At 64.1% G+C, this 22,784-nt stretch carries 20 protein-coding genes and 1 pseudogene; 15 read left to right on the top strand and 6 right to left on the bottom strand.

Annotated elements, in window-relative coordinates; genetic code table 11:
• Nucleotides 1–69: 69 nt before the first annotated feature.
• The 4 genes from ACKLKD_RS02375 to ACKLKD_RS02360 all read left to right on the top strand — a co-directional run bounded on the left by ACKLKD_RS02375 (nt 70) and on the right by ACKLKD_RS02360 (nt 4,969).
• Nucleotides 70–1,923, top strand: coding sequence for a bifunctional sugar phosphate isomerase/epimerase/4-hydroxyphenylpyruvate dioxygenase family protein (locus tag ACKLKD_RS02375; RefSeq protein ID WP_087805189.1), 1,854 nt, complete (start codon nt 70–72; stop codon nt 1,921–1,923).
• A 71-nt stretch (nt 1,924–1,994) separates the two neighbouring features.
• On the top strand, nt 1,995–3,317 hold the full coding sequence (locus ACKLKD_RS02370; RefSeq protein ID WP_025712076.1) for an MFS transporter: 1,323 nt from the start codon (nt 1,995–1,997) through the stop codon (nt 3,315–3,317).
• Nucleotides 3,318–3,332: 15 nt separating this feature from the next.
• On the top strand, nt 3,333–4,169 hold the full coding sequence (locus tag ACKLKD_RS02365; RefSeq protein ID WP_025712077.1) for a shikimate dehydrogenase family protein: 837 nt from the start codon (nt 3,333–3,335) through the stop codon (nt 4,167–4,169).
• 56 nt (nt 4,170–4,225) lie between these two features.
• Nucleotides 4,226–4,969 carry a substrate-binding domain-containing protein gene (locus ACKLKD_RS02360; protein ID WP_025712078.1) on the top strand — a complete coding sequence of 248 codons (744 nt, stop codon included), beginning with the start codon at nt 4,226–4,228 and terminating at the stop codon, nt 4,967–4,969.
• Here the strand turns inward: ACKLKD_RS02360 and ACKLKD_RS02355 are convergent.
• From ACKLKD_RS02355 to ACKLKD_RS02340, 4 genes are all read right to left on the bottom strand, one after another.
• Complete coding sequence (locus tag ACKLKD_RS02355) at nt 4,953–5,702, bottom strand: ABC transporter ATP-binding protein (RefSeq protein ID WP_087805191.1); 750 nt, start codon at nt 5,700–5,702, stop codon at nt 4,953–4,955. The genes ACKLKD_RS02360 and ACKLKD_RS02355 overlap by 17 nt on opposite strands.
• Entirely contained in the window at nt 5,699–6,706 is a 1,008-nt protein-coding gene (locus ACKLKD_RS02350) for a FecCD family ABC transporter permease (protein ID WP_087805193.1), read from the bottom strand. Before ACKLKD_RS02350 ends, ACKLKD_RS02355 begins: the two co-directional genes overlap by 4 nt.
• The gene (locus ACKLKD_RS02345) at nt 6,696–7,754 is read right to left on the bottom strand and encodes an ABC transporter substrate-binding protein (protein WP_087805195.1); all 1,059 of its coding nucleotides are present in this window, start codon (nt 7,752–7,754) and stop codon (nt 6,696–6,698) included. The genes ACKLKD_RS02350 and ACKLKD_RS02345 overlap by 11 nt, the downstream gene beginning before the upstream one ends.
• 91 nt (nt 7,755–7,845) lie before the next feature.
• Complete coding sequence (locus ACKLKD_RS02340) at nt 7,846–8,658, bottom strand: DNA-binding transcriptional regulator (protein WP_080924311.1); 813 nt, start codon at nt 8,656–8,658, stop codon at nt 7,846–7,848.
• 177 nt (nt 8,659–8,835) lie between these two features.
• Here ACKLKD_RS02340 and ACKLKD_RS02335 point away from each other — a divergent pair, with 177 nt between their 5' ends.
• The 8 genes from ACKLKD_RS02335 to ACKLKD_RS02300 all read left to right on the top strand — a co-directional run bounded on the left by ACKLKD_RS02335 (nt 8,836) and on the right by ACKLKD_RS02300 (nt 17,203).
• On the top strand, nt 8,836–10,500 hold the full coding sequence (locus ACKLKD_RS02335; protein ID WP_025712084.1) for a bifunctional 3-(3-hydroxy-phenyl)propionate/3-hydroxycinnamic acid hydroxylase: 1,665 nt from the start codon (nt 8,836–8,838) through the stop codon (nt 10,498–10,500).
• 1 nt (nt 10,501) lies between these two features.
• Complete coding sequence (gene mhpB, locus ACKLKD_RS02330; protein WP_025712085.1) at nt 10,502–11,446, top strand: 2,3-dihydroxyphenylpropionate/2,3-dihydroxicinnamic acid 1,2-dioxygenase; 945 nt, start codon at nt 10,502–10,504, stop codon at nt 11,444–11,446.
• A 17-nt stretch (nt 11,447–11,463) separates the two neighbouring features.
• Nucleotides 11,464–12,330, top strand: a complete 867-nt coding sequence (gene mhpC, locus ACKLKD_RS02325; protein ID WP_025712086.1) for a 2-hydroxy-6-oxonona-2,4-dienedioate hydrolase — start codon at nt 11,464–11,466, stop codon at nt 12,328–12,330.
• A gap of 10 nt (nt 12,331–12,340) precedes the next feature.
• Nucleotides 12,341–13,147: a 2-keto-4-pentenoate hydratase gene (mhpD, locus tag ACKLKD_RS02320; protein WP_025712087.1), complete on the top strand. Its 807-nt coding sequence runs from the start codon at nt 12,341–12,343 to the stop codon at nt 13,145–13,147.
• Nucleotides 13,140–14,090 (top strand): acetaldehyde dehydrogenase, encoded by a 951-nt coding sequence (gene mhpF, locus ACKLKD_RS02315; protein ID WP_025712088.1) that lies wholly within the window; start codon nt 13,140–13,142, stop codon nt 14,088–14,090. The genes mhpD and mhpF overlap by 8 nt, the downstream gene beginning before the upstream one ends.
• Nucleotides 14,087–15,103: a 4-hydroxy-2-oxovalerate aldolase gene (gene mhpE / locus ACKLKD_RS02310; protein ID WP_080896719.1), complete on the top strand. Its 1,017-nt coding sequence runs from the start codon at nt 14,087–14,089 to the stop codon at nt 15,101–15,103. The genes mhpF and mhpE overlap by 4 nt, the downstream gene beginning before the upstream one ends.
• A 75-nt stretch (nt 15,104–15,178) precedes the next feature.
• On the top strand, nt 15,179–16,375 hold the full coding sequence (gene mhpT / locus ACKLKD_RS02305; protein WP_025712090.1) for a 3-(3-hydroxy-phenyl)propionate transporter MhpT: 1,197 nt from the start codon (nt 15,179–15,181) through the stop codon (nt 16,373–16,375).
• Nucleotides 16,376–16,477: 102 nt separating this feature from the next.
• Complete coding sequence (locus ACKLKD_RS02300) at nt 16,478–17,203, top strand: polyphenol oxidase family protein (protein WP_087805198.1); 726 nt, start codon at nt 16,478–16,480, stop codon at nt 17,201–17,203.
• Nucleotides 17,204–17,215: 12 nt separating this feature from the next.
• On the opposite strand, the gene ACKLKD_RS02295 is transcribed toward ACKLKD_RS02300, so the two are convergent.
• The gene (locus ACKLKD_RS02295) at nt 17,216–18,796 is read right to left on the bottom strand and encodes a rhodanese homology domain-containing protein (RefSeq protein WP_087805200.1); all 1,581 of its coding nucleotides are present in this window, start codon (nt 18,794–18,796) and stop codon (nt 17,216–17,218) included.
• A gap of 5 nt (nt 18,797–18,801) precedes the next feature.
• On the bottom strand, nt 18,802–19,404 hold the full coding sequence (locus ACKLKD_RS02290) for a cysteine dioxygenase (RefSeq protein ID WP_025712092.1): 603 nt from the start codon (nt 19,402–19,404) through the stop codon (nt 18,802–18,804).
• Between the two features lie 107 nt (nt 19,405–19,511).
• Here ACKLKD_RS02290 and ACKLKD_RS02285 point away from each other — a divergent pair, with 107 nt between their 5' ends.
• The 3 genes and pseudogenes from ACKLKD_RS02285 (at nt 19,512) to ACKLKD_RS02275 (ending at nt 22,783) form a co-directional block, all read left to right on the top strand.
• On the top strand, nt 19,512–20,405 hold the full coding sequence (locus tag ACKLKD_RS02285) for a LysR family transcriptional regulator (protein WP_025712093.1): 894 nt from the start codon (nt 19,512–19,514) through the stop codon (nt 20,403–20,405).
• 144 nt (nt 20,406–20,549) lie between these two features.
• Nucleotides 20,550–21,645, top strand: a pseudogene (locus ACKLKD_RS02280) (LLM class flavin-dependent oxidoreductase).
• Complete coding sequence (locus ACKLKD_RS02275; protein ID WP_165931786.1) at nt 21,632–22,783, top strand: acyl-CoA dehydrogenase family protein; 1,152 nt, start codon at nt 21,632–21,634, stop codon at nt 22,781–22,783. Before ACKLKD_RS02280 ends, ACKLKD_RS02275 begins: the two are co-directional and overlap by 14 nt.
• Nucleotide 22,784 lies beyond the last annotated feature (1 nt).

Raw genomic sequence — 22,784 nt, 5'->3', positions numbered from 1 at the left:
CTAGTATGGCGTAAATGAACCAAATGATACATAGTCAAGGCTCACGACAGCTGTTGACCCGAGGACCTTATGCTGCGCTCTATCGCCACCGTTTCGATTTCCGGCACTCTGCCTGAGAAGCTGCACGCTATTGCGGCGGCGGGCTACCAGGGAGTGGAAATTTTCAAAAACGATCTGCTCTATTATACGGGGACGCCGGCGCAAATCCGCCAGCTGGCCGCTGATTTAGGGTTAAAAATCACGCTTTTTCAACCCTTTCGCGACTTCGAAGGCGCCAGCCGGGCGCAGTTTGCGGCCAATATGGCCCGCGCCCGACGCAAATTTGCCCTGATGCATGAGCTGGGCTGCGACACGCTGCTGCTGTGCAGTAACGTGCAGCCGGACTGCTCGGCGGACAGCGAATTGCAGGTTGCGGACCTGCGGGCGCTGGCGACCCTGGCGGAGGAAGAGGGGATCGCTATCGGCTACGAGGCGCTGGCCTGGGGAACCCATGTGAACCGCTGGCAGCAGGCCTGGGATCGGGTGCAGCAGGTCAACAGTCCGGCGCTGGGCCTGGTGCTCGACAGTTTTCACATTCTGGCCCGCGGCGACACGCTGGACGCGTTGCCGACGGTGCCGGTGGAAAAAATCACCTTCGTACAACTTGCTGATGCGCCATACATGAAAATGGATCTGCTGGAGTGGAGCCGCCACTTTCGCTGCTTCCCCGGACAGGGCGAGCTGCCGCTGGAGGCGTTTGCCGAGCAGGTAACCCGCTGTGGCTACCGCGGCCCCTGGTCGCTGGAGATCTTCAACGACGGATTTCGCGCCTCGCCGAACGGCGCGACGGCCAAAGACGGCTACCGTTCGCTGCTGTGGCTGGAAGAGCAGACCCGCCGCCGGCTTCCGGCGTGCGATGCCGACCTGTTTTCACCGCCGCCGCTGCCGGTCTATCACCGGCTGGAGTTTATCGAGTTTGCCGCCAGCGCCGCCGAGGCGCAGCGCCTCGGGCAGCACCTGCAGGGGCTGGGTTTTCAGCACGAGGGAAGCCACCGTTCCAAGCAGGTGACGCTGTGGCGCAACGGTGGCGCGCGGGTCGTTATCAACCATCAGCCCCACAGCTGGGCCGATCACTTTTATCAACGCCACGGGGTATCGCTCTGCGCGATGGCGCTACGCGTCGAGCACAGCGCGCCGATTGTCGCCCGCGCCCGCGCGCTGGGGTACGCCACCTGGCAGGGCGACGCCGGGCCGAACGAAACGCCGATCCCGGCGATTTGCGCCCCCGACGGCAGCCTTATCTATCTCATTGACGCCGGGGAGGCGATCTACGAGCGCGACTTTCACCTGCGTGACGGGTTGACGATGCGCGAGGATTATCTCGGCATTGACCATCTGGCGCTGGGGATGGAAGCCGACAGCCGCGACAACTGGGTGATGTTCTTCCGCACTGTATTTGGTTTTACCCTTGAACATGAACAAACGCTGCCGGACCCGTATGGACTAGTACGCAGCCTGGCGGTGCGCAGTCCGCAGGGCGATATCCGCCTGGCGCTGAATATTTCCCAGAGCCGGGCGACGCAGATCGCCCGCTCGGTCGCCTGCTATCAGGGCGCGGGGCTGCAGCATGCGGCCTTTGCCTGTCGCGACCTGCAGAACACCTGCGATCAGCTTACCGAGATTGCCCGCTATGCGCTGCCGATCCCGGCTAATTACTATGATGATCTCCTGGCGCGCTTTGGCGGCGAGCTGGACGTCGCGCAGCTTCAGCGCCAGCAGCTTCTCTATGACCGCGATCCGCAGGGCGGGGATTTCCTGCATCTTTACACCCGGCCCTTTACCGCCGGGCGCTTTTTCTTTGAGTTAACCGAACGGCGGGCTGGCTACGCGCTCTATGGCGCGGCGAACGCAGCCGTTCGTCTGGCGGCGATGCAGTATTGTTAGCCTGAATCAAATGGTTCATTATGCGTTAAACACAATAACAACACCCTCTGTACCCGAGACAGGAACCGACTATGAGCTCATATAGCCCAAATCCGACGGCTGCCGCCCAGCCCGCCGTCACCGCGCGTCGCTCCCGGCGGCGCATTGGCATCCTTGCGCTGTTGGCCGTGGGGACCATGATTAACTATCTCGATCGCACCGTGCTGGGGATCGCCGCCCCAAAGCTCACCGGTGAGCTGGGGATCGACCCGGCAATCATGGGTATCCTCTTCTCCGCCTTCGCCTGGACTTACGCCCTGGCGCAAATCCCCGGCGGGCTGTTTCTTGACCGTTTTGGCAACAAAGTGACCTACTTTTTGTCGCTGACCCTGTGGTCGCTGTTTACCCTGTTTCACGGCATGGCGGTGGGGCTGAAGACGCTGCTGCTGTGCCGCTTCGGGCTCGGCATCAGCGAAGCGCCGTGCTTTCCGGTCAACAGCCGGGTGGTCAGCGCCTGGTTCCCACAACAGGAGCGAGCAAAGGCCACGGCGGTCTACACCGTGGGGGAGTATCTCGGGCTGGCCTGCTTTGCGCCGCTGCTGTTCTGGATCATGGACGGCTTTGGCTGGCGGGTGCTGTTCGTCAGCGTCGGCGCGGTCGGTATTCTGTTTGCCCTGGTGTGGTGGCGCTGCTATCGCGAACCGCATGAAGATCCGCGCCTCAGCCAGCAGGAGCGTGAGCATATCGAAAACGGCGGCGGCCTGAGCGCGCCAACGGACCAGCAGGTGGCGTTCAGCTGGCCGCTGGTCCGCCAGCTGCTGAGTAAACGGCAGATCATCGGCGCCAGCATCGGCCAGTTTGCCGGCAATACCGTGCTGGTGTTCTTTCTCACCTGGTTCCCGACCTGGCTGGCCACCGAGCGGCATATGCCGTGGCTGAAGGTCGGCTTCTTCTCCATCCTGCCGTTTGTCGCCGCCGCCGGCGGGGTGATGTTTGGCGGCTGGATCTCCGACAAACTGCTCAAGGCCACCGGGTCGGCCAACCTCGGCCGTAAACTGCCGATCGTCGCCGGCCTGCTGATGGCCAGCTGCATCATTACCGCCAACTGGCTGCAGAGCGATCTGGCGGTGATCCTGGTGATGTCATTTGCCTTTTTCGGCCAGGGGATGGTGGGCCTTGGCTGGACGCTGATCTCCGATATCGCTCCGAAGGGGCTGGGCGGCCTGACCGGCGGTCTGTTTAACTTCTGCGCCAACCTCGCGGGGATCCTGACCCCGCTGGTGATCGGCTTTATCGTTGCCGGGTTCGGCAATTTTTTCTACGCGTTGATCTACATCGGCGGCGCCGCGCTGCTGGGCGTGGTGGCCTATCTGTTTATCCTCGGCGACGTCAAACGTATTGAGTTATCGCAGTAAGCAAAGGAGCAAGGCATGGTGATTAGTGGGAATACGCGGCTGATAGCGCACCTTGGCTATCCGACCGCCAGTTTTAAGGCGCCGATGATCTATAACCCATGGTTCGTTGACCAGCAGGTGGACGTGAAGGTGGTGCCGATGGGGGTCAGGCCGGAGGACTACGCCGCGTTTATTCCGCCGCTGTTTACGATGACCAACATCATCGGCGCGCTGGTGACGATGCCGCATAAAATCGCCACCTGCGATCTGGTGCAGCGCCTGAGCCCGACGGCGGCCATCGCAGGCGCCTGCAACGCCATCCGTCTCGAGGCCGACGGCAGCCTGAGCGGAGACATGTTCGATGGCGAGGGATTTGTGCTGGGCCTGCGTCGTAAAGGGTTTAACCCGCAGGGGACGCGGGCGCTGGTGGTCGGTAGCGGCGGGGTGGGGTCGGCTATCGCCGCCTCCCTCGCAGCGGCAGGGGTCAGCGCCCTGACGCTGTACGACACCCGTCCTGAGGTGGCGCACGCCCTCGCCGGTCGGCTGCTCCAGCACTATCCGCAGCTCGATATCACCCTGATGCAGCCCGATCCTGCCGGACACGAGCTGGTGGTCAACGCCACCCCGCTGGGGATGAAGGCCAGCGATCCGCTACCGCTGGACGTCGACCGTCTGGCGCCGGGCACCTGGGTGGGAGAGGTGGTGATGACCCAGGAGTACACTCCACTGCTGCGGGCCGCTCAGGCGCGGCAGTGCCCTATCCAGCGCGGAACCGACATGCTGTTTGAAATGATCCCCGCCTATTTGCGCTTTTTCGACCTGCCGGTAGCCACCCCCGAGCAGTTGCGGGCCCTGGCAGAAATTCGCTACTGACGCGCCGTCAATCCGGGTAATATAGCGCTATATTATCCGGTTTATAGCGACATCCTATGACAAACACCTCTCTCACGCTGCTGGCGGCGGGAAGCCTGAGAAGCGCTTTCCTGCCGCTGGTGGCGCACTTTCAGCAGCATACTGGCCTGGCGGTCGATGCGCAGTTTGGCCCTGCCGGCCTGCTGCGCGAGCGAATCGAAGCCGGGGCGCCATGCGCGGTTTTTGCGTCCGCTAACGCGACGCACCCGCAGGCGCTGCTGCAGGCGGGTCTGGCGCAGGAATGCCAGGGATTTGCCGGCAACCAGCTGATGCTGACCGCCCGGCGCTCACCGGACAACGATGGCCTGGACTGGCTGACGCTGCTCAGCACGCCCCGCCTGCGGCTGGCCACCTCTACGCCGGGCTGCGATCCGTCGGGAGATTATACCTGGCAGCTGTTCGCCCAAATTGAGGCACGCCACCCTGGGTTGGGCAATGCGATAGCCGGGCGGGCGCAGCCGCTGGTCGGCGGCAGAGACGCACTGAGCGTGCCGCCGGGAGAGATAGCCGGCGCGTGGCTTATTCGTCAGAATCTGGCGGATCTGTTTATCGGCTATGCGCACTATGGCCCCGCGCTGGCCGCCTGCGACGATCTGCGTACCCTGACTATCCCCGCACCGTGGAATATTCGCTGTGATTACCAGCTGGCGCGCCTCAGCGCTGACCCCGCCGCGCTGGCCCTGTATCGCTTTATCCTCGGCGACGTTGGCCAGGCCTGTCTCCGGCAGGCGGGTTTTATGCCGTTCAGCGACGCAGCGTAAACCCGGGCGCCAGCAGAGGGGACGCGGAGGCGGGATGGTGGATCAGGCGTACCGGCAGGCCGTAGGCTTGCCGGAGATGCGTTTCGCTCAGTACGTCGGCGGTCTCGCCCGCCAGCCACTGGCCCTCCGGCAGAAGCAGCAGCGTATGGCTGGCCACCTGTAGGGCGTGGTTGGGATCATGGGTGGTGAACAGGACGGTGCGCGTCTGGCGATGAGCGAGGTCGACGATCAGCTGCAATACCACCTGCTGGTTACCGAGGTCCAGCGCCGAGCAGGGCTCATCCAGCAGGATATTCTGGCTGGCGCTGACCAGCGCGCGGGCAATCAGCACCAGCTGTTGCTGACCGCCGGAGAGGGCGCCGAAGTCATCCCCGGCCAGGGCGGCAATCCCCAGCTGCGCCAGCGCCTGCTCAACCCGCCGGGCATCCTCCTCGTTCGGCTGGGCAAAGAGATCCACGTGACGGGCGCGGCCCATCAGCACCACATCGCTCACGCGCCAGCGGAAAGCGGGACGAAACGACTGCGGGACCAGGGCGACGCCCCCCTCGCACTGCACCTCGCCGCCCAGCGGCGGCAGCACGCCGGTCAGGGTATCCAGCAGGGTACTTTTTCCCCGGCCATTGGCGCCCAGCACCGCCCAGATCTCACCGGGACGGCAGGCCAGCGTAAGCGGGTCGAAAAGCGGCTGGCGGTGGCCGTAGCGTAGCGTTTGCAGCGATAATGAGCTGTTCATCGGGCCGTACTCCGGCGCCGGGATTGCACCAGTAAAAAGGTAAACAGCGGCGCCCCGAGCAGGGCAGTGATGATCCCGATCGGGATCTCCGCCTGGGTGAGCGTGCGCGCCAGATCGTCCACCACCAGCATCAGGGCGGCGCCGAGCCAGAAGGCGGTGGGCAGCAGGCGACGATGGTCTGCGCCCACCAGCAGGCGGGCGAGGTGCGGGACCACCAGACCCATCCAGGCGATGCTGCCGCTGACCGCCACCTGGGCTGCCACCAGCACCGCGCAGCAGACCAGTACGCCGCGACGTAGCGCAGCCACCGGAACGCCAAGACTGCGGGCATCGCGCTCCTCCAGCGCCAGCAGGTTGATCCGCCAGCGCAGCTTCCACAGCACCCCGGCGGCAAGCGCCATGGGCAGGGACATAAGCAGTACCTTATGCCAGCTGGCGGTCGCGAAGCTGCCGAGCAGCCAGAAGACAATGTTCGGTAGCGTCTCTTCGCTGTCGGCGAGGTACTGCATCAGGCTGACCAGCGCGGCGAAGAAGCCGCTGAGAATGATCCCGGACAGAATCAGCCCCAGCGTGCTTTCCCGCCCCTGCAGGGCGGCGAGGGCGTAAATCAGCCCCAGCGCGACGAGACCGAAGAAAAAGGTCGAGGCCATCATCAGCAGACTGCCAACGCCCAACAGGATCGCCAGCGTGCCGCCGAAGGCGGATCCGGAGGTCACCCCGATGATGTGTGGATCCACCAGCGGGTTCTGGAACACGCCCTGCAAGGTGGCGCCGCACAGCCCCAGCGCGCCGCCGGCCAGCAGAGCCATGACCACGCGCGGCAGGCGAACCGACCAGACGATCTGCCCAATCACCCCTTCACCCGGCGGCAGATGGGTCAGGGTGTGGCCAACGGCGCTCAGGCTTAACGGGTACTGGCCGCAACAGAGCGAGGCGACCGCGATCGCCAGGGTCACCAGCGCCAGGCTACCCTGCAACAGCCAGGGATGATGGTTAGCGGGCATCTGGCGTCCACGTCACACGGTAAAAACGCTGATAGTAATCGCTGGCTTTACTGTCCACATCGATGTTCTGGTAGCGCGCGGGATAGAGTTTTTTCGCCATCCACAGTTCGCCCAGCGCCAGGGCCTCCGGCATGGGATAACCCCAGGCTTTGGCGTACTCCGGCATCAGCCACACGCGGTGGTGTTTCACCGCATCGATCGCCTGCCACTGCGGGTCGTTCTCTATCTGTTTGACCACCTGCGGATAACGGTCCTGGACGAAGATCACCTGTGGGTTCCACTCCAGCACCTGCTCAAGCGACACCTGACGGGCGCCTTTTACACTCGCGGCCGCCACGTTCAGCGCCCCGGCGTGCGCCATCATCAGCCCGGTGTATTTACCGGCGCCGTAGGTATTCAGATCGGGGTTGGCCATATACACCCGCACCCGCTGGTTCTGGGGAATATCGGCCACCGGCGCATTGGCTTGTTTGCGCGCCTCGAAGGTATAGTGAATCAGCGCCTCGGCCTCGGGCTGGCGTTCGACCACCTCGCCGATAAGGCGGATCCCCTCCATCAGCCCGGCGTTATAGGCCTGCTCTTCGTCAGCCATGGTGGGGTTCATTTTATTTTTTTCCCCGGCGGCATCGTGGCGCAGCGAGATGGCCACTACCGGGATCCCGGCCTGTTGGATCTGCGCGATCATCGCCGGCGGTGCATAGTTGGCGACGAAAACCACCTGCGGACGCAGCGCCAACAGGCTTTCAATATTGACCTGGGTGAGATCGCCCGGGGTCGCCAGTTGCCCGATCTCGGGCATAAAGCGGGCGAACTGCGGCCCGAGCTGTTTCTGCCAGCTGCTTAAGACGCCGACGATATCCTCGGCGGCATGCAGTTGTACCAGCAGGTTGAGCGTCTGATGCTGCAGAACCACAACGCGGGTGACGTGGTCGGGGAGGGTGACCTGGCGACCCAGCTGGTCGGTGACGGTGCGGTCGGCGAAGGTCTGGCCGGTGAACAGGCTGGCGCTGAGCAGCGTCAGGCCCAGCAGTAAGGGGTGTTTTGACATGATGTGGCCCGAATGGCGTGAAAAATTCGTTGTGTATTAAATTATATAACGACGCCGGGCGCAATGATTGATCGCGTTTACCTCCTGACGATCACGGCATTTCGTACCACACTTCTTCATCCTCCATACGGGCTTCTATCTGGCTCGCCACCCTCTGCAGGGCGGAAAGATGCTTCTGCGCCGCCTGCTCAATGGTCATCGCGCTGGCGATATAGACCAGGTTCAGGCAGCCGATCACCCGCTGCTGGCTACAGACCGGCACGGCGATGGAGGCGATTTTCTCCTCCTGCCGCCAGCCGCGGAAGTTTTCGCCGTAGCCGTTCTGGCGGGTGCGGGCGAGGATCGCCGCCAGCCGTTCCGGTTCGCGGGCCAGCTGATATTCAGCTTCCGGGCGGGCGGCCAGCATGCTGACGATGGCGTCGCGCTCCGCGTCGGGGGCAAAGGCCAGCCACGTCAGGCCGGAGGCGGTGAGCAGCAGCGGCAGCCGCCGCCCGACCATCGCGCGGTGAAACGACAACCGGCTGAAGCGGTGGGTGGTCTCGCGCACCACCATAGCGTCAACGTCGAGAGTGGTGATGTCCGTTGGCCACTGTACTTCGCGTAACAGCTCGCCGAGCAGCGGCGTGGCGAGGGCAGAAATCCAATGTTCGTCACGAAATCCATCGCTCAGCTGGCGGACGTTAATGGTCAAACGGAAGCTGTCATCGGAGCGGCTGCGACGGACAAAACCCTCCTCCTGCAGCGTCTCCAGCAGCCGGCGCACGGTGGTGCGATGCAGGCCGCTAAACTCCGCCAGCAGGCCCGGCGTCGCGCCGCCGTCGAATTTATTTAACAATTTTAATAACAATAAACCCCGGCTTAATCCGCGCACCGTTTTGTACTCAGTGGCCGCATCGTCACGCATAAATCCTTCCTTAAAATGCTTTATAAACAGCGATGTGCACCTGGTGCACATTGAATGATGTTTTGATTGTAGCCGAAAACACCCGCCCTATACTCAGCCCATTATAAAAATACGTTTACACATGATTAACAAATTGCCCGCCTGCCGGGCAGTTTCCGAGTCGTGAGGTCGCTGAGAATGACAACATCTACACCCGATATTCAACCCGCCGTGCAGCATACCGCTCAGGTCGCCATCGTTGGCGCCGGTCCGGTTGGTCTGATGATGGCCAACTACCTTGGCCAGATGGGCATCAGCGTGCTGGTGGTGGAAAAGCTCGCCACACTGATCGATTACCCGCGGGCCATCGGCATTGACGATGAATCCCTGCGGGCGATGCAGGCGGTGGGGCTGGTGAATGACGTGCTGCCGCATACCACGCCGTGGCACGCCATGCGTTTTCTCACCCCAAAAGGCCGCTGCTTTGCCGATATCCAGCCGATGACCGATGAGTTTGGCTGGTCGCGGCGCAACGCCTTCATTCAGCCGCAGGTCGATGCGGTGATGTATCACGGTCTGCAGCGTTACCCGCAGGTCCGCTGCCTCTTCTCCCGCGAAGTGGAAGCTTTTAGCCAGAACGGTGACGGTGTCACGTTAAATATCAAAGGACCGGACGGCGAGCGGGAGACGGTGCGCGCGGACTGGCTGGTGGCCTGTGACGGCGGCGCCAGCTTTATTCGCCGCACGCTGAACGTCCCCTTTGAAGGCAAGACCGCGCCCAATCAGTGGATCGTCATCGATATCGCTAACGACCCGCTGGCCACTCCGCACGTTTACCTGTGCTGCGACCCGGTGCGACCCTACGTTTCCGCCGCGCTGCCCCACGGCGTGCGCCGCTTTGAATTTATGGTGATGCCCGGCGAAACCGAAGCTCAGCTCAGCGAACCGCACAATATGCGCCGCCTGCTGAGCAAAGTGCTGCCGGACCCGGATCGCGTCGAGCTGATCCGCCAGCGGGTCTACACCCATAACGCCCGCCTTGCCGAGCGCTTTCGCATCGACCGCGTGCTGCTGGCCGGCGATGCGGCGCACATCATGCCGGTCTGGCAGGGGCAGGGATATAACAGCGGCATGCGCGACGCCTTCAACCTGGCGTGGAAGCTGGCGCTGGTGGTCAATGGCAAAGCGGGAGAGACGCTGCTCGACAGCTACCAGCAGGAGCGCCGCGACCACGCGAAAGCGATGATTGATCTGTCGGTCACCGCCGGCCACGTGCTGGCGCCGCCGAAGCGCTGGCAGGGGGCCGTGCGCGACGGTCTCTCCTGGCTGCTGAACTACCTGCCGCCGGTGAAGCGCTACTTCCTCGAAATGCGCTTTAAGCCGATGCCGCAGTACCGCGAGGGGGCGCTGCTGACCGACGGCGCCGGCAAAACCTCGCCGGTGGGCAAAATGTTTATTCAACCGCAGGTGACGCTGGAGAGCGGCGAGAGCGTGCTACTCGACGACGTCATCGGCGCGAATTTCGCCATTATCGGCTGGGGCTGCAACCCGCAGTGGGGGCTCGACGCCGGGCAGATCGCCCGCTGGCGCGCGGCCGGGGTGCGCTTTATCCAGGTGGTGCCGGCGGTGCAGATCCATCGCGAGCAGGATAACGCCCCCGGCACGTTGCGGGTGGGCGATACGCAAAACCGTCTGAAGAGCTGGTTTGCTCAGCATAACACCGCCATTGCCGTGGTCAGACCGGACCGCTTTGTCGCCGCTCTCGCCATCCCGCAGACCCTCGGCGCGCAGCTGACCGCGCTGGCGGAAAAAATGACTCTCGCGGTCGGAGATACCGCCCACGCTGAAGAGAAGGTGGCCTGATATGCATGCCTATTTGCACTGTCTCTCCCACACTCCGCTGGTGGGATTCGTCGACCCGGAGCAGGCGGTCCTTGATGAAGTGAACGGGGTGATTGCTGACGCCCGGCGGCGGATCGCCGCCTTCGATCCCGAGCTGGTGGTGCTCTTCGCCCCCGATCACTACAACGGTTTTTTCTATGACGTGATGCCGCCGTTCTGCCTCGGCGTCGGCGCCACCGCCATCGGCGACTTCGCCAGCGCCGCCGGCGACCTGCCGGTACCGACCGAGCTGGCCGAAGCCTGCGCCCACGCCGTGATCAACAGCGGTATCGATCTGGCGGTGTCGTACAACATGCAGGTGGACCATGGCTTCGCTCAGCCGCTGGAGTTTCTGCTGGGTGGCCTGGATCGCCTGCCGGTGCTGCCGGTGTTTATTAACGGCGTCGCCGCGCCGCTGCCGGGTTTTCAACGTACCCGGCTGCTGGGCGAGGCGATGGGCCGCTTCCTCAACACCCTCAATAAACGGGTGCTGATCCTCGGCTCTGGCGGACTCTCGCACCAGCCGCCGGTGCCGGAGCTGGCGAAGGCCGACGCCCATCTCCGCGATCGCCTGCTCGGCGGCGGCAAACAGCTGCCGCCGGACGAACGCGAACTGCGCCAGCAGCGGGTGATCAACGCCGCCAGGCGGTTTACTGAAGACCCGCACTCGCTCCATCCCCTTAACCCGGTGTGGGACAACCGCTTTATGAGCCTGCTGGAGCAGGGGCGGCTGGCGGAACTGGATGCGATCGGCAACGACGAGCTGTCGGCGATGGCCGGTAAATCGACGCACGAAATTAAGACCTGGGTGGCCGCTTTTGCCGCGCTATCCGCTTTTGGCCCCTGGCGCAGTGAGGGCCGCTATTACCGGCCGATCCCCGAGTGGATCGCAGGGTTCGGCTCGCTGAGCGCCACCACCGAGATTTGATTAACCGGGAGACTAACATGAGCTATCAACCGCAAACCGAAGCCGCCACCAGCCGATTCCTCAATGTCGACGAGGGGGGCCGCACGCTGCGCATCCATATCAATGACTGCGGCGACGGGAAAGAGACCGTGGTTATGCTGCACGGATCCGGGCCGGGAGCCACCGGCTGGGCCAACTTCAGCCGTAACATTGACCCGCTGGTTGAGGCGGGCTATCGCGTGCTGCTCCTCGACTGTCCGGGGTGGGGCAAAAGCGATTCGATCGTTAACAGCGGCTCGCGTTCGGATCTCAACGCCCGCATTCTGAAAAGCGTGGTCGATCAACTGGGGATCGATAAAGTCCATCTGCTGGGCAACTCGATGGGCGGCCATAGCGCGGTGGCCTTCACCCTGAGCTGGCCGGAGCGGGTGGCTAAGCTGGTGCTGATGGGCGGGGGGACCGGAGGTATGAGCCTGTTTACGCCGATGCCGACGGAGGGCATCAAGCTGCTGAACGCCCTGTACCGCGAGCCGACCATAGAAAACCTGAAGAAGATGATGAGCATCTTCGTCTTCGACACCCGCGACCTCACCGAGGCGCTGTTCGAGGCGCGTCTCAACAATATGCTGTCGCGCCGCGATCATCTGGACAACTTCGTCAAAAGCCTCGAAGCCAACCCGAAGCAGTTCCCTGACTTTGGCCCGCGGCTGGGCGAAATCACCGCGCCAACCCTGATCGTCTGGGGACGCAACGACCGCTTCGTGCCGATGGACGCCGGGCTGCGCCTGCTCGCCGGGATCGCCGGTTCGGAACTGCATATTTACCGCGACTGCGGCCACTGGGCGCAGTGGGAACATGCCGACAGTTTTAATCAGCTGGTGCTCAATTTCCTCGCACGGGCTTAAGGAGTTAATGATGAATTTTTCTCTTGACGCGCTGGCCCGGCAGCTGCGCGACGCGGAACAGACCGGCCAGGCGATCGCCCCACTGCGCGATATCCTCGGCGTCGACAATGCCGACGCCGCCTATGCCATCCAGCGTCTGAACGTCCAGCACCACGTCGCCCATGGCCGGCGGGTGGTGGGCCGCAAGGTGGGCCTGACCCATCCCAAAGTGCAGCAGCAGCTGGGCGTCAATCAGCCGGACTTCGGCACTCTGTTTGCCGACATGTGCTACGGCGACAACGCCGAGGTGCCGTTTGGTCGCGTGCTGCAGCCCAAAGTGGAAGCCGAGATCGCCCTGGTGCTGAAGCAGGATCTGCCGCATGCCGATACCACCTTTGATGAGCTGTATAACGCCATCGAATGGGTGCTGCCGGCGCTGGAGGTGGTGGGCAGCCGCATTCGCGACTGGTCAATCGGCTTTGTCGACACCGTCGCCGATAACGCCTCCTGCGGCCTGTACGTCATTGGCGGCCCGGCGCAGCGCCCGGCGGGACTGGATCTGAAGCAGTGCGCCATGCACATGACCCGCAACCAGGAGCTGGTCTCCAGCGGCCGGGGCAGCGAGTGCCTGGGGCATCCGCTGAACGCCGCAGTCTGGCTGGCGCGCAAGATGGCCAGCCTCGGCGAACCGCTGCGGGCGGGAGATATCGTGCTGACCGGGGCGTTAGGCCCGATGGTGGCGATTAACGAAGGGGACAGCTTTGTCGCCCATATCGAAGGTATTGGCTCAGTCGCGGCATGCTTCGTCGCCGCCGGAGAAGGACAACGTGATGCGTAAACGTAAAGTCGCCATTATCGGCTCCGGGAATATCGGTACCGATTTAATGATTAAAATCCTGCGCCACGGCCAGCATCTGGAGATGGCGGTGATGGTCGGCATCGACCCGCAGTCGGATGGCCTGGCCCGCGCCCGGCGCATGGGCGTCGCGACCACCCACGAAGGGGTGGGCGGCCTGATGCAGATGGCAGAATTTGCCGACATCGATTTTGTTTTTGACGCCACCAGCGCCGGGGCGCACATCAAAAACGATGCCGCACTGCGCGAAGCGAAGCCGGGGATCCGCGTCATCGACCTGACGCCGGCGGCGATTGGCCCGTACTGCGTGCCGGTGGTCAACCTCGCGGCTAATCTCCACCAGGGCAACGTCAATATGGTGACCTGCGGCGGGCAGGCGACCATTCCGATGGTCGCCGCGGTCTCGCGAGTGGCGAAGGTGCATTACGCGGAGATCGTGGCCTCGATCGCCAGCCAATCCGCCGGGCCGGGCACGCGGGCCAATATCGACGAATTTACCGAAACCACCTCGCAGGCGATTGAAAAAGTCGGCGGCGCGGGCAAGGGCAAAGCGATTATCGTGCTGAACCCGGCGGAGCCGCCGCTGATGATGCGCGATACCGTGTATGTGCTGAGCGAGCTGGCGTCGCAGGAGGCGATTGCCGCCTCGATCGCCGAGATGGCGGCGGCGGTGCAGGCTTACGTCCCGGGCTACCGGCTGAAGCAGCAGGTGCAGTTTGAGATTATCCCCGAGGACAAGCCGGTCAACCTGCCCGGCGTCGGCTGTTTTTCCGGGCTGAAAACCGCGGTGTACCTTGAAGTGGAAGGGGCGGCGCACTATCTGCCGGCGTACGCGGGCAACCTCGATATTATGACCTCGGCGGCTCTGGCGACGGCGGAGCAAATGGCCGGGGCAATGCACAGCGCGGCGGGAGCGACAGCATGAACGGTAAAAAACTCTATATTTCTGACGTGACGCTGCGCGATGGCATGCACGCCATCCGTCATCAGTATTCCCTGGCGCAGGTGCAGCAGATTGCCAGCGCGCTGGATAAGGCCGGGGTCGACTCCATCGAAGTGGCCCACGGCGATGGCCTGCAGGGATCCAGCTTCAACTACGGCTTTGGCGCTCACAGCGACATCGCGTGGATTGAAGCGGCAGCGGATGTCGTGAGCCAGGCGAAAATCGCCACCTTACTGCTGCCGGGCATCGGCACGCTGCACGATCTGAAAGCGGCGTATCAGGCCGGGGCGAGGGTGGTGCGGGTCGCCACCCACTGCAGCGAAGCGGACGTCGCCGCGCAGCATATTGCCTTTGCCCGCGAGCTGGGGATGGACACCGTCGGTTTTCTGATGATGAGCCATATGATCTCCCCGCAGCAACTGGCGCAGCAGGCGCTGAAGATGGAATCTTATGGCGCGACCTGTATCTATGTGGTGGATTCCGGCGGGGCGATGAACATGAACGACATTCGCGACCGCTTCCGTGCCCTGAAGGCGGTACTGAAGCCGGAGACCGCCACCGGGATGCATGCTCACCATAACCTGAGCCTCGGCGTGGCGAACTCGATCGTCGCGGTGGAAGAGGGGTGCGATCGCATAGACGCCAGCCTGGCCGGGATGGGGGCGGGGGCGGGCAATGCGCCGCTGGAGGTGTTTATTGCCGCCGCCGACAAGCTCGGCTGGCAGCATGGCACCGATCTCTACGCCCTGATGAACGCCGCCGATGAGCTGGTGCGGCCGCTGCAGGACCGCCCGGTGCGTGTCGACCGCGAAACGCTGGCGCTGGGCTATGCCGGAGTCTACTCCAGCTTCCTGCGCCACAGCGAAGCGGCGGCTGCGCGCTATGGCCTCAGCGCGGTGGATATTCTCGTCGAGCTGGGCAAGCGGCGGATGGTCGGCGGCCAGGAGGATATGATCGTCGACGTCGCGCTGGATCTGCTTAACCGCAATAAATAACGACAAACGCGCGGCTGACAACGCATCAGCCGCCAGTCACCTGCTCCGCTTATCCGGCTATCGCCAAGGTACCCTATGACCAAGATAACGACTGCAACCCCCTCGCGCCTGGTGGTCACCATCGGGCTCTGTTTTATGGTGGCCCTGATGGAAGGGCTGGATCTGCAGGCGGCGGGGATTGCCGCCGTCGGCATGGCGCAGGCCTTTGCGCTGGATAAAATGCAGATGGGCTGGATCTTCAGCGCCGGGATCCTCGGCCTGCTGCCCGGCGCGCTGGTGGGCGGCATGCTGGCGGACCGCCACGGACGTAAGCGCATTCTGCTGGGGTCGGTGCTGCTGTTTGGCCTGTTCTCGCTGGCCACCGCGCTGGCATGGAGCTTCCCGACGCTGCTGCTGGCGCGCCTGCTCACCGGCGTCGGGCTCGGCGCAGCCTTGCCGAACCTGATTGCCTTAACCTCGGAAGCCGCTGGCCCCCGCTTTCGCGGCCGGGCGGTGAGCCTGATGTACTGCGGCGTGCCCATCGGCGCCGCGCTGGCGGCAGCGCTGGGCTTTTCCGGTCTCGCCGCGGCCTGGCAGACCATTTTCTGGATTGGCGGCGTGGTCCCGCTGCTGCTGATCCCGCTGCTGATGCGCTGGCTGCCGGAGTCGCAGGCGTTTCAGCGCGCGGAGGCCAGCGCGCCGCTGCGCAGCCTGTTTGCCCCAGGCCAGGCCGCCGCCACGCTGCTGCTGTGGCTGGGCTATTTCTTCACCCTGCTGGTGGTCTATATGCTGATCAACTGGCTGCCGATGCTGCTGGTGGGCCAGGGATTCCGCGCCAGCCAGGCGGCGGGGGTGATGTTCTCTCTGCAGATCGGCGCCGCCTGCGGCACGCTGCTGCTGGGGGCGCTAATGGATAAACTCACCCCGCTGCGGATGTCGCTCCTGATCTACAGCGGGATTCTGGCTTCCCTGCTGGCGCTGGGCAGCGCGTCGTCGCTGAGTGGAATGTTGCTGGCGGGGTTTGTCGCCGGGCTGTTTGCCACAGGCGGACAAAGTGTGCTGTACGCTCTGGCGCCGCTTTTTTACCCCGCGGCCATCCGCGCCACCGGGGTGGGCACCGCCGTGGCGGTGGGCCGTCTTGGGGCGATGAGCGGCCCGCTGCTGGCTGGCAAGATGCTGGCCCTCGGCACCGGCACCGTCGGGGTGATGGCGGCCTCGGCGCCGGGCATTGTGCTGGCTGGGGTGGCGGTGTTCTGGCTGATGCATCGCCAGCAGCGCGCCGTGATTGTCTGAGACGCATCCGGCGGTCTGGCAAAAAAATGCCGGGTCGCCGCCTTGCCTGTCCGCGTCACCTGGCCTAAGGTAAGACATCATTCCCTGACGCTTATCGTCCCTATGGCTTACACCTCCCGTTTGCTCAATGCTATCCCTGGCATCCGCCACGCCTTTCTCGATGTCCACGAAATCGCCGCCTTTCCCTATGCCGAGCTGGCGCCGGTGAAGCTGGTGCACGGCAATGAGGTTCATCACTATCAGCAGCCGCTGCCGACGCGTCCGCACGCCGACGCGGTGTTTACCGCCGTGGCGGGGCAAAAGGTGGGGGTAGTGACCGCCGACTGCCTGCCAATGCTGATCGCCTCCCGCGACGGTCGCTTCGTCTGCAGCGTGCATGCCGGCTGGCAGGGGCTGGTCAGCGGCATTGTCGACAACAGTCTGGCCTGTTTTCGCCAGCAGGGGGTGGCATTGGCCGATCTGGTCATCGCCGTCGGGCCGCATATTCACCCTTGCTGTTACGAAGTCTCCGCCGGATTTTATCAGCAACTGCTGGATCAGCCCGGCGGTGATCGGGTGGCGCGCCATCGCCAGCGGCTGTTTCATTCCCGTTCGGGCCCGGTCAGCGATCCGCTCAAAGCCGCTGCACGCGGCAGCGATAATCTGTGGTTTGATCTGCGCGCCTTTGCCGACGCGATCTTCGCAGAGTCGGGAGTGGCGCCGGCGAGCGTTGAATGGCTGGGGAGCTGCACCTACTGCACCCCGCAGTCGCTGGGCTCCTACCGGCGCCGGACCCATTTCCCGGCGCCGAAGAGCTTTCAGTATTCGTGGATCCTGCGCGAGGCCTGAGGGGCGCTCGCGTTAGAGCACCCGAAAACCGTGGGTGCCGTCGCGGGCCAGCTGATCCACCAGGCCGTACTCCCATTCCAGATAGGCCTGCATGGCCTCGGCGGAATTATCGGTTCCTTCGTACGGACGACGATAGCGGTCCCGGCGCTCGACGGCGAGGCCGCTGTCGCCATGCGCCAGCGGCAGACCGGCGGCGATCCACGCCAGCGTCCCACCGCTAAGCAATTGCACCGGTTTACCGGTCAAGGCCGCCACCTCCGGCACCGCGTAGCGGGCCAGCAGACTGCTGCCGCAGGTCACCACGTAACGTTGGGCGGGAGGGATCACATCCAGGGCCTGGCGCAGCTGCGAGCGCGTTAGCCACCACGCGCCGGGGATATGGCGAGCGACAAAGTTGGCGCTGGTGGTAAAATCGAGCACCACCGTACCGGGTTCGTCCAGCTGTTGCGCCAGCTGCGCCGGGCTTATCTCCTTCGCCTGCGGGCCGGGCGGCACCTCGGCGGCCGGCACCCCGCGTTCGCTCAACTGGCTGGCCGACAGCGCGCTCAGCCGCGCCGTCTCCCAGCCCATCTGCGCCAGCCACGAGCCGGTAATCGCCGCCCGGATGCCATCGTCATCCAGCAGCACAATTCGCGCCCCTCGTACGCTGGCGAAGTGATCGGTCTCCTGCACCAGCTGGCCGCCTGGCGCGCTCAGGCTGCCGGGATAGTGACCCGCCGCGTACTCCTCGGGGCTGCGGACATCAAACAGGAAGGTAGTGCGGTCGCTCTGCTGCAGCCAGCGTTGCAGCGTGGCCTCATTGATGACCGCCACCCCGGCCCGTTCGGCAAGATGCGCCACCTCAGCGGCCCGGACGCCGGAGGCGCGGGCGGAGGGATCGTATTGCCGCTGCTGCTGGTGCGCCAGTGTCTGGCCGGCCAGCGTCCAGCCGATAGTGCCATTGCGCAGGGCATGGACCGGGTTTGGCACGCCGGCGTTGATCAGCGACTGGGTGCCGATGATGCTGCGGGTGCGTCCGGCGCAGTTGACGATAACCGGCGTCTGCGGGGAGGGCGTCAGGCTCTCCACCCGCAGGGCCAGCTCGCCGCCGGGCACGCTGATGCTGCCGGGGATGCTCATGGTCTGGTACTCATCAAAGCGCCGGGCGTCGACGATCACTACCTCCTGCCGGCTGTCGATGAGCGCCTGAACCTCCCGGGCGCTGAGCGACGGCGTGTGGCGCACGCTTTCCACCAGTTCACCAAAGGCTTTGCTGGCGGAGTTGACGTCCTGAAACAGCTCGCCGCCGCTGCGGCGCCAGCCGGCGAGCCCCTCTGCCAGCAGGGCCACATCCTGATAGCCCCAGGCCCGCAGCCGTTCGACGGCGATCTCCGCCAGCCCTTCGCCATTGTCGTAGACGGTGATCGGGGTGGTGAAGCGCGGTATCCGCCGGCGGACCTCCAGCTCCAGTTTGCTGAACGGCAGATTGACGGCAAACAGCGGATGATCGGTGGCGAAATCGGCCTCTTCGCGGACGTCGATCAGCGCCAGTTCACGACGGTCGAGCAGCGCCTGGCGGATCCCGGCGGCCTGGCGATAAGCGTAGGTGGACATAGTGGTTATCCTTGATGTTCGCGGGAGGAATCCCAAATATTGGGTAAATGGCGGTTGGAGTAGCCGGAGATAAACGGTTTCTGCTGGCCTTCCGGGGTATACACGGCGCGCTTCACCGCGCCGATATTGCCGCCGTAGATGTGAATGCTGATGGAGGCGCGATCCGCCAGCGCATTGCTGACGCGATGAATATCGCCATCGTCAGCGGAGACTTTCTCCACCTGGCCTGCTTCCAGAAGCGTGGCGGCGCCCAGTGCGCGCGGGATGCCATCGGCATCCAGCTGGTAGCGCTGGTTTTCCTCCGCGCCGCGCAGCATCCCAATGGCTCCCCACACCCGGTGGTCATGGATCGGCGTCGCTTGCCCCGGTCCCCAGACGAAGCTGACAATCGAGAAGCGCTCCCCGGAGTCAGCATGCAGCAGATACTGCTGGTAATGGTGCGGATGCGGCAGGGTGTACTCTTCCGGCAGCCAGTCGTCGTAACGCACCAGCGCCGCCAGCCGCTGCGCCACGGCGTCAAGCAGCGGGGCGGTCTGGTGGTGTTCGCGGTGCAGGCGGTCAACCTCATGTATGAAATGGCGTAATTTTTCCAGTCGTGGTGCAGTCATGTGCGGTTCCTGTCAGAGGGACTGGTCAAAACGCTAACAGAGGCGTTAATATTATTTAAATGCAATTTACGCATATATTAATATGCAAAATTCACATTAAGGAACCTATGCGCATCGACGACATTGACGCTCTGCTGGCCACGGTCCAGTTTTCTTCCCTCAATCAGGCCGCGGAATATCTGGGGATCACCCAGTCGGCCATCACCCGGCGCCTGCAGCGTCTGGAACAGGAGCTGAACGTGACGCTGTTGGAGCGCCAGACCCGCCCGCTGACCCTGACTGCCGCCGGACACCGGGTGTACGAGCAGTGTCTGAGCATTAAGCGTGAGACGAAAAAACTCTACAGCCTGTTGGATCCGGAAGGCGAACCGCGCGGTGCGCTGCGTCTCGGCGTACCGCAGAGCATCAGCGAGATCGCGCTACCGGCGGCGCTGTCGGCCCTGAGCCAGCAGTTTCCCGGACTGTCGCCCCAGGTGACCTGCGGCTGGAGCGGCCAGCTGCAGCGTCGGCTGGAAAACGGCGAGCTGGACGGCATGCTGGCGATGGGGCCGGCCCAGCAAAACTTCGCCGAGGGCTACAGCGGGCGCCTGCTGTGTCCGCTGGAGGTGGTGCCGATCGCCGCCCGGCGTTTGAATTTGCGCGCGTCATCGCTGCGGGAGTGCGCCGAACAGGGCTGGATCCTTAACCCCGACGGCTGTGGCCTGCGCGCCGGGCTGATTCGCGAGCTGCAGAGCCAGGGATTGCGGCTGACGCTCAACGTTGAGAGCGCAGGTGCGCAGCTGCAGATGGCGCTGGTGGCGCAGGGTCTGGGGCTGGGTCTGGTGCCGCGGGCGGCGCTGGCGGCCAGCCCGTGGCGGGAAGAGCTTATGGTGCTGGAGCTCAGCGATTTTCAGCCTGCGGTTTCGCTGTGGCTTATCCACGCCCGGTATCTGGCCAACCTGCAGTCGCCGCTGACCTTTTTTGCCAGCAAAATGGTGCAACGGCTGACCGTATCCGACTGAAAATAGTATGTATTTTTGTTTAATGCTTATTCAGCATATTAAGATATGATAAAAATGCATTTTGCTCATTAACTCACTCTGTATAGGGTAATGACCAGCGCCGCCGTCGCGGCCACGCCATTACCCTGACGCAAGGAGTTGTTCATGAGCATTCAGTTTCTCGGCATGATTGGCCACCGCCTCTCTTCCGAAACGATTGCCCCGGTGGGGCCAATCTTTGACCGCGACTATATCGTTCGCTTTGCGCAAACCCATGAGGCCGCCGGGTTTGATCGCCTGCTGGTGGGCCACTGGTCCGATCAACCCGACGGCTTTCTGGTGACGGCCCTGGCCGGGCTGTCGACGCAGAAAATTCATTACCTGCTGGCCCATCGCCCCGGTTTTGTTTCGCCGACCCTCGCTGCGCGCAAATTCGCCACCCTTGAGCACCTGCTGGGGGGCCGGCTGGCGGTGCATATCATCAGCGGCGGCAACGACGCCGAGCAGCGCCGGGATGGCGATTATCTCGACCACGACCAGCGCTACGCCCGTACCGACGCCTTCCTCGACACCGTGCGCCAGGTGTGGACCAGCGAGCAGCCAGTGGATATTCACAACGATTTTTATCAGGCCGAGCAGGCCTGGTCCGCCATTCGCCCGCTGCAAAAACCGCATCTTCCCATCTACTTCGGCGGCTCGTCGGAAGCGGCCATCGCCGTCGCCGGCAAACACGCTGATGTCTTCGCGCTGTGGGGCGAGTCGCTGGCGCAAACCGGGGAGACCATCCAGCGCGTGCGCGCCGAAGCGGCGAAACACCAGCGTGATATCGGCTTCAGCGTCTCGTTCCGGCCGATTATCGCCGACAGCGAAGCCGAAGCCTGGGAGAAAGCCGAGCATATCCTGCACGTCGCCACCGAGCAGGCGGCGCAGCGCGGGGGCGGGTTCAAAGCCAAACCGGACAGCATCGGCGCCCAGCGGCTGCGGGCTACTGCGGCGCAGGGCAGAGTGGTGGACAAACGCCTGTGGACCGGCATCGCCCAGCTGGTGGGCGGCGGACATAACTCCACCGCGCTGGTGGGCACCCCGGAGCAGGTGGCGGATGCGCTGCTCGACTACTACGACCTCGGGGTGCGTAACTTCCTGATCCGCGGCTTCGATCCGCTGAACGACGCGGCCGACTATGGCCGGGCGCTGCTGCCGATCGCCCGGGAAAAAGCCGCGCGGCGTGCGGTGGCGGAGCGCGCATCGTGATCCATCCTGAGCGCGACGACTGGGCCCGGCAGCTGACGGCGCTTCGCCAGCAGATGGCGGAGCAGGCGGCCAGCCTTGACGCCAGCGGCGAGTTTCCCTGGCGTAATATCGACCATCTGCGTGCGGGGGGCTGGTTAAGTCTCGCCGTGCCGCCATCCTGCGGCGGCGCGGGCGCCAGTCTGGCCCAGCTGCAGCAGGTCATCGCCGCCATCGCCTGGGGAGAGCCGGCGACAGCGCTGATCGTCTGCATGCAGTATCTCCACCATTTGCGGCTGGCGGAAAACGACGCCTGGCACGCGCCGCTGCGCCAGCAGGTTTTTCACGATGCTGTCGAACACGGTGGCCTCATCAACAGCCTGCGCGTCGAGCCGGAGCTGGGCTCCCCGGCGCGGGGCGGCCTGCCGGACACCGTGGCGACCCGTCGCGCGGAGGGCTGGGACATCAGCGGCCATAAAATCTATACCACCGGCATTGAAGGGCTGCGCTGGCTGGCGGTGTGGGCCAGAAGCGATGATAACCCGCCGCTGGTGGGTACCTGGCTGGTGCCTGGCGACAGCGCGGGTATCACGGTGGTGAAGAGCTGGGATCACGCCGGAATGCGGGCCACCGGCAGCCATGAAGTCATTTTTCACCACGTGCGGGTGGCGGCAGAGCACGCGGTGGATGTCTGGCCGGCCGATGCGCCCCCCGCCGCCCAGGCGGAACCGTTCCGCCTGTTCGCCAACCGACAGACGGCGCTGCTGGCGGCGATCTATGACAGCATCGCCCGCGCCGCTCACGACTGGCTGGTGACGTGGCTGGCGGGGCGGGTGCCGGCCGGTCTCGGGCATCCGCTTTCCCGACTGCCGCGGGTGCAGGAGAAAGTCGGGCAGATCGCCGGGCTGCTGCTGGTCAACCGCAGCCTGCTGGAGCAGGCCGCCGCGCTGCGCTTTTCCGCCATCGAGGCCAATCTGGCGAAAGTTACCATCACCGACAACGCCATTCAGGCGGTGAATATCGCGCTCGAGCTGACCGGCAATCATGGCCTGAGCCGACAAAACCCGCTGGAACGCCACTATCGCAACGTCCTCTGCGGACGAGTACATACCCCACAGAGCGACAGCGCCTGGCTGGCAGCCGGCAACGTCGCCTTTCAATCACAAGGATAAT

It is taken from the genome of Klebsiella sp. 10982 (assembly GCF_048589245.1).
Lineage (GTDB): Bacteria > Pseudomonadota > Gammaproteobacteria > Enterobacterales > Enterobacteriaceae > Klebsiella > Klebsiella quasivariicola.
Note: the sequence above shows the minus strand (reverse complement) of the source record. Positions and strands in the feature narration are given on the sequence as shown.

Excerpts from the sequence above, each read along its gene's own strand:
- ACKLKD_RS02375 (WP_087805189.1), top strand. The coding sequence starts at position 70 with ATGCTGCGCTCTATCGCCACCGTTTCGATTTCCGGCACTCTGCCTGAG.
- ACKLKD_RS02370 (WP_025712076.1), top strand. The coding sequence starts at position 1,995 with ATGAGCTCATATAGCCCAAATCCGACGGCTGCCGCCCAGCCCGCCGTC.
- ACKLKD_RS02365 (WP_025712077.1), top strand. The coding sequence starts at position 3,333 with ATGGTGATTAGTGGGAATACGCGGCTGATAGCGCACCTTGGCTATCCG.
- ACKLKD_RS02360 (WP_025712078.1), top strand. The coding sequence starts at position 4,226 with ATGACAAACACCTCTCTCACGCTGCTGGCGGCGGGAAGCCTGAGAAGC.
- ACKLKD_RS02355 (WP_087805191.1), bottom strand. The coding sequence starts at position 5,702 with ATGAACAGCTCATTATCGCTGCAAACGCTACGCTACGGCCACCGCCAG.
- ACKLKD_RS02350 (WP_087805193.1), bottom strand. The coding sequence starts at position 6,706 with ATGCCCGCTAACCATCATCCCTGGCTGTTGCAGGGTAGCCTGGCGCTG.
- ACKLKD_RS02345 (WP_087805195.1), bottom strand. The coding sequence starts at position 7,754 with ATGTCAAAACACCCCTTACTGCTGGGCCTGACGCTGCTCAGCGCCAGC.
- ACKLKD_RS02340 (WP_080924311.1), bottom strand. The coding sequence starts at position 8,658 with ATGCGTGACGATGCGGCCACTGAGTACAAAACGGTGCGCGGATTAAGC.
- ACKLKD_RS02335 (WP_025712084.1), top strand. The coding sequence starts at position 8,836 with ATGACAACATCTACACCCGATATTCAACCCGCCGTGCAGCATACCGCT.
- mhpB (WP_025712085.1), top strand. The coding sequence starts at position 10,502 with ATGCATGCCTATTTGCACTGTCTCTCCCACACTCCGCTGGTGGGATTC.
- mhpC (WP_025712086.1), top strand. The coding sequence starts at position 11,464 with ATGAGCTATCAACCGCAAACCGAAGCCGCCACCAGCCGATTCCTCAAT.
- mhpD (WP_025712087.1), top strand. The coding sequence starts at position 12,341 with ATGAATTTTTCTCTTGACGCGCTGGCCCGGCAGCTGCGCGACGCGGAA.
- mhpF (WP_025712088.1), top strand. The coding sequence starts at position 13,140 with ATGCGTAAACGTAAAGTCGCCATTATCGGCTCCGGGAATATCGGTACC.
- mhpE (WP_080896719.1), top strand. The coding sequence starts at position 14,087 with ATGAACGGTAAAAAACTCTATATTTCTGACGTGACGCTGCGCGATGGC.
- mhpT (WP_025712090.1), top strand. The coding sequence starts at position 15,179 with ATGACCAAGATAACGACTGCAACCCCCTCGCGCCTGGTGGTCACCATC.
- ACKLKD_RS02300 (WP_087805198.1), top strand. The coding sequence starts at position 16,478 with ATGGCTTACACCTCCCGTTTGCTCAATGCTATCCCTGGCATCCGCCAC.
- ACKLKD_RS02295 (WP_087805200.1), bottom strand. The coding sequence starts at position 18,796 with ATGTCCACCTACGCTTATCGCCAGGCCGCCGGGATCCGCCAGGCGCTG.
- ACKLKD_RS02290 (WP_025712092.1), bottom strand. The coding sequence starts at position 19,404 with ATGACTGCACCACGACTGGAAAAATTACGCCATTTCATACATGAGGTT.
- ACKLKD_RS02285 (WP_025712093.1), top strand. The coding sequence starts at position 19,512 with ATGCGCATCGACGACATTGACGCTCTGCTGGCCACGGTCCAGTTTTCT.